Genomic DNA, 15,578 nt, shown 5'->3' on the forward strand with positions numbered 1-15,578 from the left:
AATAACAGTCCTTACGATACATTCTGCGGACAAAAAAAGACGAAGGAAAATACTACATATTCCTTCGTCCGCTTATTATTGTTTCGTATCATAAAATGTGCCATCACGGGCAACTTTTCCGTATGGATTCACATAACTTTTGACATGTTCTTTCTTGGATTGAGCCGCAGTAATGTCGATACGTATTCTTTTTGTATAAGATGCAAGCGCTGCGGAGACTTCTTTTTCGAGTGCGACGAGCTCCTTGCCCAATACCTCTTCTTCTGGCGAGAAAGGAGCGATGATATCCGCCTGCAACGCATCCCTTTCATCGAGTAGCTGGTTAATTTCGTTGATGACGGCATCCCGATGTTCTTCCTCTGTGCGGCTTGTAGCTGACAGAAGCTGCCGGGCAACCTCTTGCCACCGGATCATTGCCGGCCGAATCATATTTCGTCCGTATTCGCGTACTGCTTCGTGCGATTGATTTGGATCACTTGCTTCCACGTATCGCGAAACTCCGTAATAATGTCTGCAGCTTCATCGTAAAGTGTGATGTCATTTTTAATATTTCCTTCAATCAAACGATTATTGACGAAATCATAGAGCACCATCATATTTTCAGAAACCGGAACGGACATGTCCAATGTCACCATCAGCTCGGACACGATTGCCTGTGCCTTTTGAGTCGCCGTATTCTTTTCTTCGATATTCCCTTGATCCATTGCCTTCTTTGCCTGTTGAATAAATTTCAAGCACCCATTATAGAGCATGAGTGTCAGTTCACCAGGTGTCGATGTGTTCACAGAGTTATTCTGATACGTTGCATATGGATTGTTAATTGCCATTGATTGCATATCTCCTTTTAAGGGGCTTTCTTTCTTCATAGAGAACGTTCCCTTTTACTTGCTATTCTTACTGGCCGCCAAACATGTTCATCATACTCGCTGACTGAGCATTCGCACGTTGAATGGCTTTTTCCATTGCGGTAAATTGTTTCCAAAGACGATTTTCTGTCATTTTCAAGCGATCTTCGAAACGTTCGATTTGTTGGTTCATGCTTTTGAGGGTACGGCCCAATACGAATGTATCATTCACCGCATCACTCGTACCAGCCTTCTTCTCAATGATTTTACGCGTATCACCGATCACTTTACGGTACTGCACTGCAATTCCGCCGTCTTTTGGATCTTTGTCATCGGTCGGTTTTTTATTGAACAATTGGTATACTTTATTAGGATCTGCGGAAATCGCCTCACGCAACTTCTTCTCATCAATAACGAGCTTGCCATTATCCTTATAGTTCATGGTCGTAGAAATCCCGAGATCACGCAAGCTCATCTTATCATTCTCTCCCGGACCAACATGGACCGAACTATTCATGATGGAGCGTAAACTTGTAAGCATACTTGAAATAGATGGATCGTTACGTAGCGTACCGCTCTTCGCTTTTTCTTCCCATAGCTCGATTTCTTTCTCTTTCATCTCTTTTTTCTGCTCGTCAGATAGTGGTTGGAAATTACGGTATTTCGGCTCGCGTATTTTAGCATTCAAGTCCTCAATCAGCTTATTGTAGTCATCCACAAATTTCACGACTGACTCGACCACTTTGTCAGTGTCAGGTGCGGAGCTGAATGTTACAGCAGTTGTTGTCGGTTCCTTCAGGTTGATTTCGAACCCGTTGATGGTGAATGTGTTAGAAGGACGGGTTGTTTCTAGACCATTGAATTTGAAACTTGCGTCTGTCCCTCCTCGATTATTTGCTGATGCGAGATCAGTAGGCAATTTTAACAGTCCTGCATCGCCGGAAATTTCTATTTTCCCTGCTCCAGTATTCTTAGCAGACATCGCAATAACACCTTTACCTGAATCGAAAAATGCATTTACACCCGTCTTTTCATTTATCTCTTTAAGTACTGAATTTATCGTTGAGTCTGCAGTGACTACAATGTTAACCGCTTCCTGCTGATTAGGTGCTTTGATTGATATTGTTCCAGTACCTAATCCAAGTTCACTAAACTTAGCCTTTGAAAATTCCTCAGATGTTACTTCATTCCCACCAATTTTCAGTTTTCCTTGATCGAAAAACGAGTCTCCATGCAAAGTCGCCTGTGTAGCCAAACTATTAACTTCAATTGTTCCCGAGAACTCACCTGTCGCGTTCAAAGCACGAATGCTAACCGCGGCCTCATTCGAGTTGTTCATCTTCTTCACATTAAACGTGCTTTCCTTCATAATTGTGTCAAACAGATTGTTATATCGAGAGAATAGATCTCTATTAATGCTGCGATAATCATCCAACTGCCATTCCAAGTACTGCTTCTTCTGAGTAATCTTATCCAAAGGGATACGATTCGCTGTCATCATATCTTTGATAATCTGTTCCGTATCCATTCCTGTCGCTAATCCACTAATTCGCATGTGTTAAGTACCTCCTCAAATTTTCCGGTCGATGAGCAATCCGACAAACTCCTTCATGGCTGCGTAAATATCCATCAGTTTTTTCGAAGGAATCTCTCGGACCACTTCGTCTGTTTTCGAGTCGACGATTGTCACGTAGTATTCCTTTAGTTCATTATGCAATTTGAATCGTAATTGCGTGTTTACGCTTTCGAGGAACTTATTCATACTATCGGTCATCTGCTGCGCTTTTTCAACGGGCAGTTGACGTTCTTCCCCTTTTTGCTGTTCGTTTTGTACGGAGACGGCTTGCACTTCCGCTACCGCGATTCCCCTATCCGGTGCTGCACTTTCCACTTTTACGCTCATTTGCTGTGTGCTGTTCGCTCCCCCAATTCGTCCGACCATACTCCAAACCCTCCCTGTTTTTGAAAATCCCATTACTCTTTCTATCGGCCTTCGTCGAGAAAAGTTGAGCCAAACTGGAAAAATGATTGGAATAAAAAAGTGTCTCCAAGCCAAAAGCGGCTTAAGAGACACCTATTATTTCATGAGCATTTTACACAAGCTCCCACTGTCAATTTTCCCGACGTGCGTTTTCGGCAGCTCGGGCAGCACGATGAACTTTTTCGGAACTTTATAGGAAGCCAGCGAAGCTTTGCAATGTGTTACTAGCGAAACCTCATCGAAACTATATTCCGCGTCAATCGCAACAAATGCGACGACCGTTTCTCCCCACACGGCATCGGCAAAACCGACGACAGCGGCTTCTCGAATGCCTTCATACGTGACGAGGCACTGTTCGACTTCTTGCGGATACACATTTTCTCCGCCTGTAATGATCATATCTTTTTTTCTACCGACGATAAACGCATCTCCGTCATCGTCAATTTTCGCAAGATCACCCGTACAAAGCCATCCGTCCTTCATGACTTGTATTGTTTCACGTGGTTTATTCCAATAGCCGGAAAAGACATGCGGACCTTTCAGCAGCAATTCACCGATCTCGCCGGTCCGGCAACGATTCCCTTGATCGTCCACCACTTGTATTTCATTGAACAGCATGCTTTTCCCGACAGACCCAATCTTCCTCTCCGCCAATTCGGGGTCGATGAAGAAATTATTCGGTCCCGCCTCCGTCAAACCATACCCTTCCTTGAATCGCAGCCCTTTTGCACGGAAGGAATGGTAAACCGTCTGCGGACAAGGCGCTCCCCCGGACAGGAAGACGTTCATCGATGGAAATGAAGATTGCCTGAAATAGGATGTTCCAATCATCAATTGATACATCGTCGGCACAAACAATGAGATCGTCGCTTCATATTTATCCGTTGCGATAAGTGCTTCCGTCGGTTCAAACTTATGCCCGACTACGACTGTTCCGCCCGCCATAAGCAATGGGATGCTCAATGCGTTAAGCCCGCCCGTATGAAAAAGCGGCATATAACTGATCGTCGTATCACGGCTTGACAATCCCCAGCTTGCAATCGTATTGAGCGAATTCCAATTGACCGCATCATTGGAAAGCATGACCCCTTTCGGCAACCCAGTCGTGCCGCCCGTATAAATGATCATCCACGTGTCGGATCGATCATGAAGATCGGACGGTTGCCAGCTTACCGTTTCACGAACCGTCTCGATAACGGAAAGCGAAATGGAATTCTTCGCTGACAATCCATCCATACGATCTTCGAAATCATCGTGGAAAAGAAGCAAAACCGGATTGCAGTCATCGAGCAGCGCTTGCAATTCAGGTTGGCTTAACCGCCAATTAAGCGGGACGTATAGTAATCCTTGCAGTCCACAAGCGAACAGGACGGCGAAGAGCTCCGGGTTGTTCGGCGAATAGACAGCAATGCGCTCCCCTTTTTCGTATCCTTGCTCTCGGAAAAAGGATACCCATCGAAGGATTCGATCTTTTAAATCCGCGTAAGTCCAGCACGTCTCCGAATGGACGTCAATCAATGCGGGCCGTTCCGCGGAGAGTGCGGCCCTTTTCAATATCCAGCCATGCTCATGGAACACGCGGAACCCCTCCTTCTATTACATCGTTATGCCGCCATCAACATGTAAAACGTGTCCGTGGACATAGTCCGATTCTCCGCTCGCTAAGAAAAGATACGCATTCGCGATGTCTTCAGGCTTTCCGAGCCGTTGCAATGAAACGACCGATTCCATCTGTTTTATGATTTTCTCCGGCATTTTTTCAACCATAGCTGTCGCCGTGAAACCAGGTGCTACCGCATTCACGTTAATCCCTTTACGCCCTAATTCCTTCGCCCACGTCTTCGTCATCCCGACGACCGCCGCCTTTGTCGCCGCATAATTCGTTTGACCGAAATTCCCATACACGCCGCTGACAGAAGATGTATTGATGATTTTTCCTCTTCCGGCTGAAATCATATGAGGCGCGACTGCTTGCGTACAATTGAAAACGCCAGTCAAGTTCACGTCCAAAACTCGTTGGAAATCAGCAGGATCCATTTTTAAAAGTGTCGCGTCTTTCGTTATGCCCGCATTATTAATTAACACATCGATTTGCCCGTGTTGCGCAAGCGTCTGCTCTACGAGGCTTGCGACGCTTTCACGGTTGACGACATCGACTTGTACGAATGTAACGTCATGTCCTTTTTCCTGTAAAACCGATTCCTGCTCTTTTCCTGCATTGTCGTCAAAATCCGCCATAATGACAGAAGCCCCTTCTTCCGCAAAACGCTCGCACGCAGCAAGGCCGATTCCGTTCGCTCCTCCAGTAATGATCGCCACTTTCCCCGATAGTCTCATGCTGTCCTCTCCTTACTCCAAAAACGATTCGATTGTTTTCGTTAGTTTGTCTACATTATCGACTAACGGCGAATGCCCCATATCTTCAAGCGAAACGAACGTCGCATTGTCGCCGAGGTCTTCCATAATTTCTTCCGTCATTTGCGCATTGACGACGTAGTCCCGGTCCCCTCGCAAGACGAGCACAGGGATGTCGATATCCTTCGCCTGGTTGCTGCCCTCATTCAAGCCGTTATGGTGCGGGCTAATATTGAATGTGTTCAATGAGTGATACACATCCGCCAAATTCCGCTGCGTCAGCATATCATCAATATATTCATCGTATTTCGCTGCATCCGGCTGATTATGCGTGTAGATCAATGCGTTCCAGACTGCTTTCAGCCCTTCCCGGTTTTCCGTATCGTACAATCCTTGCATCGGTATTGTTTTGCCAGCGTCCTGCTCGACATCATCGATCGTTTGGAGACGATGTTCGAGATTCGGACTGCCATCCTCCTTTGTCCCGAAAAACGGATAGCCCCGCGTGGAAGCGGATGCGAGCAAGACAAGCTTTTCACATTTGCCCGGATGATCCGCCACGTATTGCATGCAGATCGCGCCGCCCGTCGACCAGCCTACTAAATGAAAATCTTTCAGGCCCAACGCTTCAATGAATCCATGAAGATCTTCCGAAAAATCGCAGATGCCTGTCACTCTTTCGTTGTACGTGGATTCCCCAAACCCGCGGTTATCCGGCGCGTAAATCTTATGCTTCGGATCCATCGCGTCAATGAGGATGTCCCAATGCTTCGACGACGTCATATTGCCGTGGACGAGAATGACGACTTGCTCGCCGCCTTCTCTTTCCCGATACGCAATTTGTTCATTGTTCGCCAAGGTCACTTTATTCAGTCCCACTTTTTGAAGTGCCATTTTCCTTTTCCCCCTCGCTTTTTCCCCATTTCACCGTAATCGCTCCCCACGCGTAACCGATACCTGCGCTGACGAGTACAGCGATATCTCCATCATTCAATTTATTTTCCGTTTGAGCAAGCTCTAAAGACAAAATTTGGTCCATTTGCCCAATATGACCGTATTCATGTAAATAAACTGATTGCTCTTCCTGAAGACCGAGCTCGCGCAGGACGTAATCATGCGCCGACCTCTTCATATGCAAGATTGCGAGATAATCAATGTCCTTCTCGGTAAGTCTGCTTTTTTCCAATGAACTGCGGATGACCTTCAAGAAGTTTTCCATCGACTTCTGTTCAAGCCGCGCTTTCATTCCGATCGGGTCAAGCACATCCAGACGGTAAAGGCCGTTGTCCAGATCTTCTGACGTGAGCGGCTTCTTCGTCCCACCGACAGGAACGACGACATCCTCCGAGAAGGATCCGTCCGTTATGAGTTCCGCTTCCATGACGATATTTTCAGGATGATCGCGCCGTAAAATCATCGCGGCACCACCCGCGGCCAAGTTAAACATGAAACGGGTCCTTTCATTTCCATAATCGATGAAATCGCCGTTTCGATACCCTCCCGCGAGAAGGACCGTCTTAATTTCCGGATCTGATAGCATAAGGCTTTTCGCCACTTTCATCGCCATGATCGCCGTTCCGCAGCGGAGCGCGACGTCGAAAGCCCATGCATGATAGGCACCAAGCTCCTCCTGCATTTTAATGGCAGCTGTCCATAACGGGTATTCCTTATGCTCTTCCCCGATATAAATGATGACGTCAATTTCCTTCGGGTCGACTTGCCCTTTCCGGAGCGCTTCTCGGGCTGCCCATACGCCCATTGCGACAGTATGATCGTGCTCCCCAGGAATCGGTTTTTCCGTTATGCCCATCTTCGTCTTCACGACGTCCACCGGCAATCCCGATTGTTCCGCAATTTCCTCCGCAGTCATTTTTGTTGACGGAATATACGTGCCCGTACTAACAATACCGACAGACGTCATGAGACTTCCTCCTTCCCGAGCGGACGAGTCTTCGTTTTACGCTTCCAGAACTTCTCGCGTATCGTCCCGACAATGCCTCGTGGGAAGAAGATGACCGCCAGGATATAGACGATTCCGAAGAAAATGATCCATCTTTCAAAAATCGGATACTCCTTCGCGAGGCCCGATAAATAATGTTGGGCCAATTCGATGACACCTGCACCAACAATCGGGCCGATCAACGTTCCGACGCCGCCGATGATCGTCATGAGCAACGCGTCGAGCGTAATATCCATTGTCAGTACGCTAGTGTTGACGAATCGCAGAGAGACTGCATATAGCGAGCCCGCCAAGCTTGCGATAACTCCAGCCACAACGGACGCGATAACTTTATAATGCAATGTGTTAAATCCGAGCGACTTTGTCCGCTGTTCATTCTCCCTTACCGCGACGAGGACACGCCCGAACGGCGAATTGACGAATCTCCGCAACAGCAAATAGACGAGCACAAGACAGATGAGCGTAGCGAAATAAAACATCATCCTGTCCTTGAAAAACTCAGGTGCCTTGAACGTAAATCCGTCATTTCCCTGAGTTACTGTACGCCATTTTTCCGCGAGCACTAAAAACAGTCCGGAAACGGCTAACGTGAGCATCGCGAAGAAATGGCTTTTCAGCCGCAGCGTCATGAGTCCGATAAAGAAACTGATCAATGCCGCAAGCAGCATCCCACAAACGATCGACAGGATAAAGACACCGATCGTTGGCTCCATCCTTTTCAGCATGACTGCGGTCGTATACGCTCCCATCCCGAAGAACATCGCATGCCCGAATGAGACGATGCCCGTATAGCCGAGCAAAATATCATAGCTCATCGCCAAAATCGAAAAGATGAATATCTGCGTCAACAGAATCGTCCATGTCCTGGAATCCGAAACGAGCGGGAAAACGGCGAGTACAATGACAATGATTGCAAGAAACAGGTTGTTCCATTGGAATTTGTTTTTCATGCCGTCACCCCTTTGCCGTGAAAAGCCCTTGCGGACGGAATATTAATACGATTGCCATAAGCAACATATTGACCGCAAGTGATAGAGCGGGAACGTAATACGCCATATAACTTCCCGCGAGACCGACCAAAATGGCGGCAAACAACGAGCCCGGGAAGCTGCCCATCCCGCCGATGACAACGACAATGAACGCCAAAATCGCAAATTCAAAACCCATTTCCGCGTAGATGACACCTGAATACGGAGCAAACAGAACGCCGCTCAACGCTGCAAGCGCAGCACCTGCCATGAAAACGTACAAGAAAACGCGCTTAATATTGATGCCAAGCGCCTGAACCATGTCTTTATCCAATACGCCAGCACGAACGATCAGGCCGATTTTTGTCCTTTGCAGCATGTATTGGAAAATGCCAAAAATGACGAAGCCTACGATGATAATGAATAACCGATATTTAATGATAAGGACGTCCCCGAACTCCCAGCTACCCGCCAAATACGGAGGCACTTTCGCCGCGATTTGATTCGGCCCCCAAACGACTTTCAGCATTTCAGCAAGCACAAGCATGAAGCCGAGTGTAATGAGGATCTGCTGGACGTGATTGCCATACACCGGCGTAATGATCAGCTTTTCGGTAATGAAACCGAGGATGATTCCTGTAAGGATGGCGCCAAGAATGCCGACGATGAAGCTTCCCGAGATCGTATAGAACCATACGCCTGAAAACGCACCCCACGCGAACAGTCCGCCATGCGCGAAATTCAGCACGCTCATGAGTCCGAAAATGAGTGTCAAACCGGAAGCGAGAAGGAAAATGAGCATGCCCGTCGCCAAACCGTTTATCGTTAAATTGATAAGTAAATCCATCGTGCAGCCCCCTTCATCCGATTCCTAAGTATTTGCGTTTTATTTCTTCGTTGTGGATTAAATCTGCCATATCCCCTGCATGGACCGTTTCCCCGTCGTCAATGAGCGTATAACGGTCGCCAATCCGGCTCGCCATAATGAAGTTCTGTTCCACGAGCACAATCGTCGTGCTTTTCTTCATTTCCGTAATGGCTTCCATTACCTTCTCTACGACGATCGGTGCCAACCCTTTCGACGGTTCATCGATAAGGAGCAGCTTGCTGTCATTGACGAACGCACGTGCCATCGAAAGCATTTGCTTCTGCCCACCAGATAAATGTCCTCCGTCCTTCTTCCAAAACTTCTTTAAATCCGGAAATAGTTCCAGCACATAATCTTGTCGCGCAAACGCCGCTTCGTCTTCTTTCCGCATAGCTACTTTCATATTCTCCTCAACGGTCAAATCGCCGAAGATACCTTGGTCTTCCGGCACATAGCCGATTCCGGCGTTTGCAATCGTATACGTCGGTTTTTTCGTAATATCCTGTCCAATGAATTCAACGCTACCTTTCGAAGCAGGCGTCAATCCCATAATCGTCTTCAATGTCGTCGTCTTACCCGCTCCGTTCCTGCCAAGAAGAACGCTCACTTCCCCTTCACGCGCTTCGAATGAAATGCCTTGAAGGATATGGTACTGGCCGATATGCGTATGGATGCCATCAACTTTCAGCAAGGTTTTCATCGTAAAGGCCTCCCAAATACGCATTTTGTACAGTTTCGTTATCCATAATTTCTTTCGGGCTGCCATCCGCCAGCAGCTTGCCGTTGAAGAGCACCATGATGGAATCCGACAAATCCAAAATCATATCCATTTTATGCTCGATCAACAAAATCGTTTTTTCACCCGTCTGTTTGATTTTTCGGATGACGTCCAATATCGCTGGCACTTCTTCAAGGGACATGCCGGCCGTCGGTTCATCGAGCAACAGCACTTCTGTGTCGAGCGCGAGCAGCATCGCGATTTCAAGCTTCCGCTTCTCCCCATGGGATAATTGGCTTGCGATGGCATGTTCTTTGCCATCGAGCAGCACGAGGGCAATCAATTTCTCCGCCTCTTCGATGAGCTGCTTATAATGGATAAAATGCCGGATCATTTGATACCGGATTTTTTTTTTTGATTGGACTGCAAGCCGGACATTTTCCAGCACCGTCAAATTCGGAAACACATTCGTTATTTGGAATGAACGGCCAAGCCCTTTCCGCGTCCGGGCAACTGCAGATAAAGGAGCCATCGATTCTCCTTTGAAGAAGACGTCCCCTTCCGTCGGTTTCAGTTCACCGCTCAATAAATTGAAAAACGTCGTCTTGCCCGCGCCATTCGGCCCGATGATCGACTTCAAGTGCCGTGGCGGCATTTCAAAATTTACATGCGATACGGCCGTATGCCCGCCGAATCGGATTGTCAGGTTTTCTGTTCGTATAATCGGTTCCACTCGTTTTCCTCCTTCCCATCCTTCTCAATCAGATCAAACTGTTTTGATGTGATTGAGAAGGACAGCGAGTTCACTGTCCTTCCAAATTCCCTATAAGTGATCAGTTATTGATTGGCGGCTCAGTTTCTTCAGGCGAAAGCTCCCTGATGAGAACCGGAACCGGATATGGCACGCCATCTTGCTTTTCAAGCTTGATGGAATAAAGCGTTTGCAACGCTTGGTGATCTTCGGCTCGGAAAGTCATCTTTCCTTTTGGTGTGTCGAATGACATGCCTTCCATAACACCGATCAACGTATTGCCGTCCGCGTCTCCATCCGTCTTCTTCAACGCTTCAACAATCGCGATGGCAGCAGTCATTCCACCTGGCGTGAACAAGTCAGGAACTTCGCCGTTATAGCGCGCTTTGTGCTCCTTGACTAACCAATCGTTAATTTCATTGTCAGGAAGCGTATGGTAGTAAACCGAGAACCCTTCCATGCCGACGAGCGGCTCCATGATGGAAAGTGCCGGGATATCCGGTGCACCTGTCGAGATTTTGATGCCTTTCTCTTGCATCTTCAAATCAGCGATCTGGTTCCAAGGCGAGTTCGCCCCAGCCCACACGACAAACATGTAATCAGGGTCTGCTTCAATGATCTTCTGCAAGTTGGATGTGAAGTCCGTTGCTGCTGGATCTGCGAATTCTTCGATAACAATTTCTGCCCCTAAATCTTCAGCAGCTTTCTTGAATGCTGCGACACCATCCCATCCGAATGAATAATCCGGTGCGAATGTCGCGATTTTAACGCCAGGACCCGCGATTGCAGCAGCCCCTGCGACAGCGTCTTGAGACGAGTTTCTTGCCGTCCGGAAAATGTATGGGTTGAACTCCGAACCTGTAATGCTGTCCGCTACAGCTGGTTCAACGATCATAATTTTCTCGTATTCTTCCGCTAATGGAAGTACTGCGAGCGTGTCCCCAGAACTAGAGGAACCGACGAGGAAATCCACTTCATCTTCTTCTAAAAGCTTTGTCGCTTTTTGGACAGCGACTTCAGGTTTCGTTTCCGTATCTTCGAAAATGAATTCGATTTTCTTGCCTGCGACTTCCATCGTGCCGCCAGTCGCATATTCAAGACCGAGCTCGAAGCCTTGTCTTGTTTGCTTTCCATATGATTCGAGCGCTCCAGTCAATGAAGCGAGGACACCAATTTTAATCGTGCCGCCTTCTTCACTGCTCGCTTCTCCCGATACAGGCGTTGTATTCGATGGCGTTTCCTTTTCAGAAGACGATGCATCTCCTTCTTCTGATTTGCTGCAAGCCGCGCTAATGACTAGCATCATTGCAAATAATAGAACTAACCACAATTTCTTCTTCATACTGCAACTCCTCTCTCCCACTCGTTTTGTAAACGCTTTCTTCCTGTCTATTACTCTAGCGATGCGGAGTTGCAAAAGAGTTACAAAGCAATGGACAAGCCGGTTTGAGCGCTTGGGCGAAGTTCTTGAGCGCGGGGGCGGAATTCTTGAGCGCGGACTTGGTTTCTTGAGCGCGAAATGGAAATCTTGAGCGCGGATTCGGTTTCTTGAGCGCGAAACGGAATTCTTGAGCGCGGAGTCGGTTTCTTGAGCGCGAAACGGAAATCTTGAGCGCGGATTCGGTTTCTTGAGCGCGAAATGGAAATCTTGAGCGCGGAGTCGGTTTTCTTGAGCGCGAAATGAAATTCTTGAGCGCGAAATGGAAATCTTGAGCGCGGATTCGGTTTTCTTGAGCGCGAAACGGCTTTCTTGAGCGCGGGCAATGCAAAGACGGCCCCGGAATCCGAGACCGTCCTATAATTCATTCATAATCATTTTGTACATCTGCTCAGTCGTTTCCATAGGTTCGATGGATAACTCGTCTTGCAAAACAGATTGGCATTTGCGGTACCATTTGATAGACTGCGGGCGGTTTTGGAGCTGGTAGTGGGCGTACATGAGCAAGCGATACGCTTCCTCCCATGTTTGATCGATCCGCAGCAGTTTCTCCGCCCATTCGATTGTTTTTCCGTAGTTTTGCAGCCTCGTATATGATTGTGCGAGGCGTTCGAGTGCTTGGATGTAGAGCTGTTCGATGCGCTCGCGTTCTTGTGCAATCCATTCGACAGACAGCTTTTCCTCGAACAGTTTCCCTTTATAAAGGGCAGTTGCTTTCAATAGTTGGTCTACTGCTGTCTCGGCGGTCTTTTCCGCCAAGCCGGATTCCACATACTCTATGAAACGATCAAGATCCGTCCGGATGTCGGCTTTCGGGTTCAACCGGTACATCGTCTGTTTGCGGAGAATGAAAAACGGATTTTCCCTTGCACTCCGGTTCGGCTCGATCACTTTCAGCAATGCATTCAAGGCCACTTTAAAATCCCGGTCAGCGCTCTTGTCGTCGGCATCTTCCCAAAGTGCCTGCATGATTTCCTCTTTCGGGACGAAACGGTTTTTATTCAATAATAAATAAAGAAAGATCTCCTTCGACTTATCCCGTTGCCATTTCCGGTCGTCGACTTCTTCAAGCCCAAGTTGAATCATGAAAGGCCCTAATAGCTGGACATCGATTTTATAGCCTGGATGGGAAGCGGTTTCCTCTAGTCCAAGGAGATGAATGGCGTGCTGAATACCAGTGTGCTCCTTATGGATACGTGCCGACTTGAGCACTAAAGGATGGATGGACTGGCGATCGAACGGGCCGAAAACGGTGTCGGCCGTCAGGAAGAAGGAATAAACCGTACAAAGTGTGAAAAATCGTTCGGCGTGCTCCGAAAAACGTGCTTCATTTCCGGTTCTGCCGTACAAATTCATCGACCAAAACGCTGTCACCATTTCTCCGTACACATCTCCACACGTTTGGAATAAACGGTCCGCCTCACTTAAATGGCGTTCCATGTCCGAATCATTTCCTGCATAATAATGAACGATTGCGAGCCCAATATGAATCAGTGCAGAAAGCCAGCCATCGTTGACCTTCTCCGTCTCCCGCAAACCCGCCTCTCCGTACCGGATCGCTTCCGCATATTCTCCTTGCCGCGCTGCCACAATCGACAACCCCATATACGGCTCTGCATTCCCGCGCGACACATTCAATTCATCCATCCGCTCGATCGCCCGGATATAATGTTCTTTCGCAATTGCTGCATCGCCGGAATCGGCAATCGTTCTCGCGTGGCCCATCCGGATGAGACCGACCGCTTCAATGAAACCCGATTTCTCCGCCTTTCCGAGCTCGACCCCTCGTTCGGCACTCTCCAATGCGAGCTCATTTTGCCCCGTCATCGAGTAAATTAAAGAGAGTAAAATGTCGGTTTCCCTGTGAGCATCAGGCAATGTTGAATCATCGATACGTTCCGTTAAGATTGCTTGCGCTTCATGCAATTGGCCGGTCCGAAGCGCAATTCTTGCATCTAAATTGCCTTCCCGGAGAATGCTTTTATCATGGATCTCCTGCTCCACCCATTTTGCAGCATCGGCAGCTTTACCGAGATTGACGAGGTTTTCTGCGAATTGCCGTTTCAACAACTCCATTTCCAATTCGCTTGTCCTTTCGCTCTTTTCCGCGAAAAGGATCGCATTCATCAAATACGGATCTGCGAGCCCAGGTTGGATCGTGTCGAGATAAATATTCGCGATTCCCGCATGTGCGCGGCCTGCATAATAATCATCACCCTGGTTTTCGGCTGCTACTATACATGCCGAATACGCCACTCTCGCTTTCTCGTAAAAAGCACGGTACCGATGCGCCTCCCCTTCAAAATAATAGAGTGGATAAAATCTTTCGAGCACGTCAGGCGATAAGCTTTTGACAATATCAAGCAGCCATTCGAACTGACCGGCTTTAATGAGACTTGCCCCATTATCGATGATGATTTGACCGATGAATTCGGAGTCACCACTTTTGACAGCATGTGAAATCGCTTGGATCGGGTTTGCCAGCCGAACATAAAATTCAGCGGCCTTTTTTTGTATTGAATGAAACCGATCCGGATCGGCCGTTTGCCATTTCCGTTCCAAAAATTGCTGGAAGAGGGCGTGGTACCGGTATGTCCCTTCCCCGAGTGTTTGAATAAACACATGCCGCTCCGCTAATTGCTCGAGTATGCTTGCCGCTTCATTCCCATAAAACGTACCGACAAGCTGCAAGGAAAACGTCGGAAAGATTGAATAGGCCAACAGCCAATTCTTCTCTTCCTCGCTCATCCGGTTGAACACTTCCTCGGACAGATAGGCGAACAGTTCATGCAGGGCGGGCTTCATCGCGGTCGGCAAATGGGTTTCACCACCTGCAAGATGGAGCGCCAGTAAATTGACCGCAATCGCCCATCCTTCCGTCAAACGGATGACCGATGCCGCCTCCGCTTCCGTTAGCGTCTGTTCGAAATAATCCTCGTAAAAAACGGCGACTTCCTCTTCCGAAAATAGAAAGTCTTCCTCCGTCAGCTCGTTCAGTTGGCCAGTCACCTTCAATTTGACGAGGCTCGCCCAACGCGGACGGTTCCGCGTCGCAACAATAAGATGTATGTTCGGTGGCAATGAACCGATCATCTTTTCAACGAGATAATTGACTAAAAACACATGGTCGACATGGTGAAAATCATCGATGACAATGAAAAGGGAGGTGTCGATTTCACAAAGTTCATTCATGAAAAGGGCAAGCCATCGTTCAAGATCCATTTCTTTCGGATGCAATGTCGGCTCCTCCCATTCAGACAAGGAAGACCCGAATTCCGGCACGACACGACGGATACTTTGCGTCAAATATGTAATAAAGGGAAGGACGTCATCATCTTCATCCGTCACGGAATACCAGCTGTATGTCGCTTTCGTATCATGAAAATACGCAGAAAGACCCGAACTTTTCCCATACCCTGCCCCGCTATGCAATAGCGTCAGCTTCACCCGATCCGCCATCTTCATCTTTTTAATGAACGAAGCTCTCCGCATATACGTGGCGGACGGCGTTGGCGGCATTAGCTTTGATAGTAAAATGGGCTTTGTCTGCATCGATTCTCACCTACCCTAGTATCTCTTTCTAACTATTTTAACATAGAAGGTTCTGAATTGGATGACATCTGTAAAAAAACACCTTCTAACCAGTTTCGCTGTGGAAACTGGAAAGAAGGTGTTATGACTAGTTTACAATTTC

Annotated in this window: 15 protein-coding genes; all 15 read right to left on the bottom strand. The window is 47.8% G+C overall.

Annotation, left to right across the window (positions count from 1 at the left end; translation table 11 throughout):
• Positions 1-75: 75 nt before the first annotated feature.
• On the bottom strand, positions 76-486 hold the full coding sequence (locus tag ACTHPA_RS08855) for a hypothetical protein (protein WP_440499810.1): 411 nt from the start codon (positions 484-486) through the stop codon (positions 76-78).
• The gene (fliS, locus tag ACTHPA_RS08860) at positions 426-827 is read right to left on the bottom strand and encodes a flagellar export chaperone FliS (protein WP_440499811.1); all 402 of its coding nucleotides are present in this window, start codon (positions 825-827) and stop codon (positions 426-428) included. Before fliS ends, ACTHPA_RS08855 begins: the two co-directional genes overlap by 61 nt.
• 67 nt (positions 828-894) lie before the next feature.
• Positions 895-2,400: a flagellar hook-associated protein 2 gene (locus ACTHPA_RS08865; protein WP_440499813.1), complete on the bottom strand. Its 1,506-nt coding sequence runs from the start codon at positions 2,398-2,400 to the stop codon at positions 895-897.
• A gap of 15 nt (positions 2,401-2,415) precedes the next feature.
• Positions 2,416-2,787, bottom strand: coding sequence for a flagellar protein FlaG (gene flaG, locus ACTHPA_RS08870; protein WP_440499814.1), 372 nt, complete (start codon positions 2,785-2,787; stop codon positions 2,416-2,418).
• Positions 2,788-2,922: 135 nt separating this feature from the next.
• A complete protein-coding gene (locus tag ACTHPA_RS08875; protein WP_440499815.1) occupies positions 2,923-4,404 on the bottom strand; it encodes an AMP-binding protein in 1,482 nt (493 codons plus the stop codon).
• A gap of 18 nt (positions 4,405-4,422) precedes the next feature.
• Positions 4,423-5,163: a 3-oxoacyl-ACP reductase FabG gene (fabG, locus tag ACTHPA_RS08880; protein WP_440499817.1), complete on the bottom strand. Its 741-nt coding sequence runs from the start codon at positions 5,161-5,163 to the stop codon at positions 4,423-4,425.
• A 12-nt stretch (positions 5,164-5,175) separates the two neighbouring features.
• Positions 5,176-6,075: an intracellular short-chain-length polyhydroxyalkanoate depolymerase gene (gene phaZ / locus ACTHPA_RS08885; protein WP_440499818.1), complete on the bottom strand. Its 900-nt coding sequence runs from the start codon at positions 6,073-6,075 to the stop codon at positions 5,176-5,178.
• Entirely contained in the window at positions 6,047-7,102 is a 1,056-nt protein-coding gene (locus tag ACTHPA_RS08890; protein WP_440499819.1) for a 3-oxoacyl-ACP synthase, read from the bottom strand. The genes phaZ and ACTHPA_RS08890 overlap by 29 nt, the downstream gene beginning before the upstream one ends.
• A complete protein-coding gene (locus tag ACTHPA_RS08895; RefSeq protein ID WP_440499820.1) occupies positions 7,099-8,091 on the bottom strand; it encodes a branched-chain amino acid ABC transporter permease in 993 nt (330 codons plus the stop codon). Before ACTHPA_RS08895 ends, ACTHPA_RS08890 begins: the two co-directional genes overlap by 4 nt.
• A gap of 4 nt (positions 8,092-8,095) precedes the next feature.
• Positions 8,096-8,956: a branched-chain amino acid ABC transporter permease gene (locus tag ACTHPA_RS08900; RefSeq protein WP_440499822.1), complete on the bottom strand. Its 861-nt coding sequence runs from the start codon at positions 8,954-8,956 to the stop codon at positions 8,096-8,098.
• A 13-nt stretch (positions 8,957-8,969) separates the two neighbouring features.
• Positions 8,970-9,677 carry an ABC transporter ATP-binding protein gene (locus tag ACTHPA_RS08905; RefSeq protein WP_440499823.1) on the bottom strand — a complete coding sequence of 236 codons (708 nt, stop codon included), beginning with the start codon at positions 9,675-9,677 and terminating at the stop codon, positions 8,970-8,972.
• Positions 9,655-10,428 carry an ABC transporter ATP-binding protein gene (locus tag ACTHPA_RS08910; protein ID WP_440499824.1) on the bottom strand — a complete coding sequence of 258 codons (774 nt, stop codon included), beginning with the start codon at positions 10,426-10,428 and terminating at the stop codon, positions 9,655-9,657. Before ACTHPA_RS08910 ends, ACTHPA_RS08905 begins: the two co-directional genes overlap by 23 nt.
• Before the next feature lie 100 nt (positions 10,429-10,528).
• Positions 10,529-11,788: a substrate-binding domain-containing protein gene (locus ACTHPA_RS08915; protein ID WP_440499825.1), complete on the bottom strand. Its 1,260-nt coding sequence runs from the start codon at positions 11,786-11,788 to the stop codon at positions 10,529-10,531.
• Positions 11,789-11,868: 80 nt separating this feature from the next.
• Complete coding sequence (locus ACTHPA_RS08920; RefSeq protein WP_440499826.1) at positions 11,869-12,252, bottom strand: hypothetical protein; 384 nt, start codon at positions 12,250-12,252, stop codon at positions 11,869-11,871.
• Entirely contained in the window at positions 12,242-15,436 is a 3,195-nt protein-coding gene (locus tag ACTHPA_RS08925) for a BTAD domain-containing putative transcriptional regulator (protein WP_440499827.1), read from the bottom strand. The genes ACTHPA_RS08920 and ACTHPA_RS08925 overlap by 11 nt, the downstream gene beginning before the upstream one ends.
• Positions 15,437-15,578: the final 142 nt, after the last annotated feature.

The sequence above is a fragment of the Sporosarcina sp. SAFN-015 genome, from assembly GCF_051966875.1.
Taxonomy (GTDB): Bacteria; Bacillota; Bacilli; order Bacillales_A; family Planococcaceae; genus Sporosarcina.

Excerpts from the sequence above, each read along its gene's own strand:
- fliS (WP_440499811.1), bottom strand. The coding sequence starts at position 827 with ATGGCAATTAACAATCCATATGCAACGTATCAGAATAACTCTGTGAAC.
- ACTHPA_RS08865 (WP_440499813.1), bottom strand. The coding sequence starts at position 2,400 with ATGCGAATTAGTGGATTAGCGACAGGAATGGATACGGAACAGATTATC.
- flaG (WP_440499814.1), bottom strand. The coding sequence starts at position 2,787 with ATGGTCGGACGAATTGGGGGAGCGAACAGCACACAGCAAATGAGCGTA.
- fabG (WP_440499817.1), bottom strand. The coding sequence starts at position 5,163 with ATGAGACTATCGGGGAAAGTGGCGATCATTACTGGAGGAGCGAACGGA.
- phaZ (WP_440499818.1), bottom strand. The coding sequence starts at position 6,075 with ATGGCACTTCAAAAAGTGGGACTGAATAAAGTGACCTTGGCGAACAAT.
- ACTHPA_RS08890 (WP_440499819.1), bottom strand. The coding sequence starts at position 7,102 with ATGACGTCTGTCGGTATTGTTAGTACGGGCACGTATATTCCGTCAACA.
- ACTHPA_RS08895 (WP_440499820.1), bottom strand. The coding sequence starts at position 8,091 with ATGAAAAACAAATTCCAATGGAACAACCTGTTTCTTGCAATCATTGTC.
- ACTHPA_RS08900 (WP_440499822.1), bottom strand. The coding sequence starts at position 8,956 with ATGGATTTACTTATCAATTTAACGATAAACGGTTTGGCGACGGGCATG.
- ACTHPA_RS08905 (WP_440499823.1), bottom strand. The coding sequence starts at position 9,677 with ATGAAAACCTTGCTGAAAGTTGATGGCATCCATACGCATATCGGCCAG.
- ACTHPA_RS08915 (WP_440499825.1), bottom strand. The coding sequence starts at position 11,788 with ATGAAGAAGAAATTGTGGTTAGTTCTATTATTTGCAATGATGCTAGTC.
- ACTHPA_RS08920 (WP_440499826.1), bottom strand. The coding sequence starts at position 12,252 with ATGAATTATAGGACGGTCTCGGATTCCGGGGCCGTCTTTGCATTGCCC.
- ACTHPA_RS08925 (WP_440499827.1), bottom strand. The coding sequence starts at position 15,436 with ATGCAGACAAAGCCCATTTTACTATCAAAGCTAATGCCGCCAACGCCG.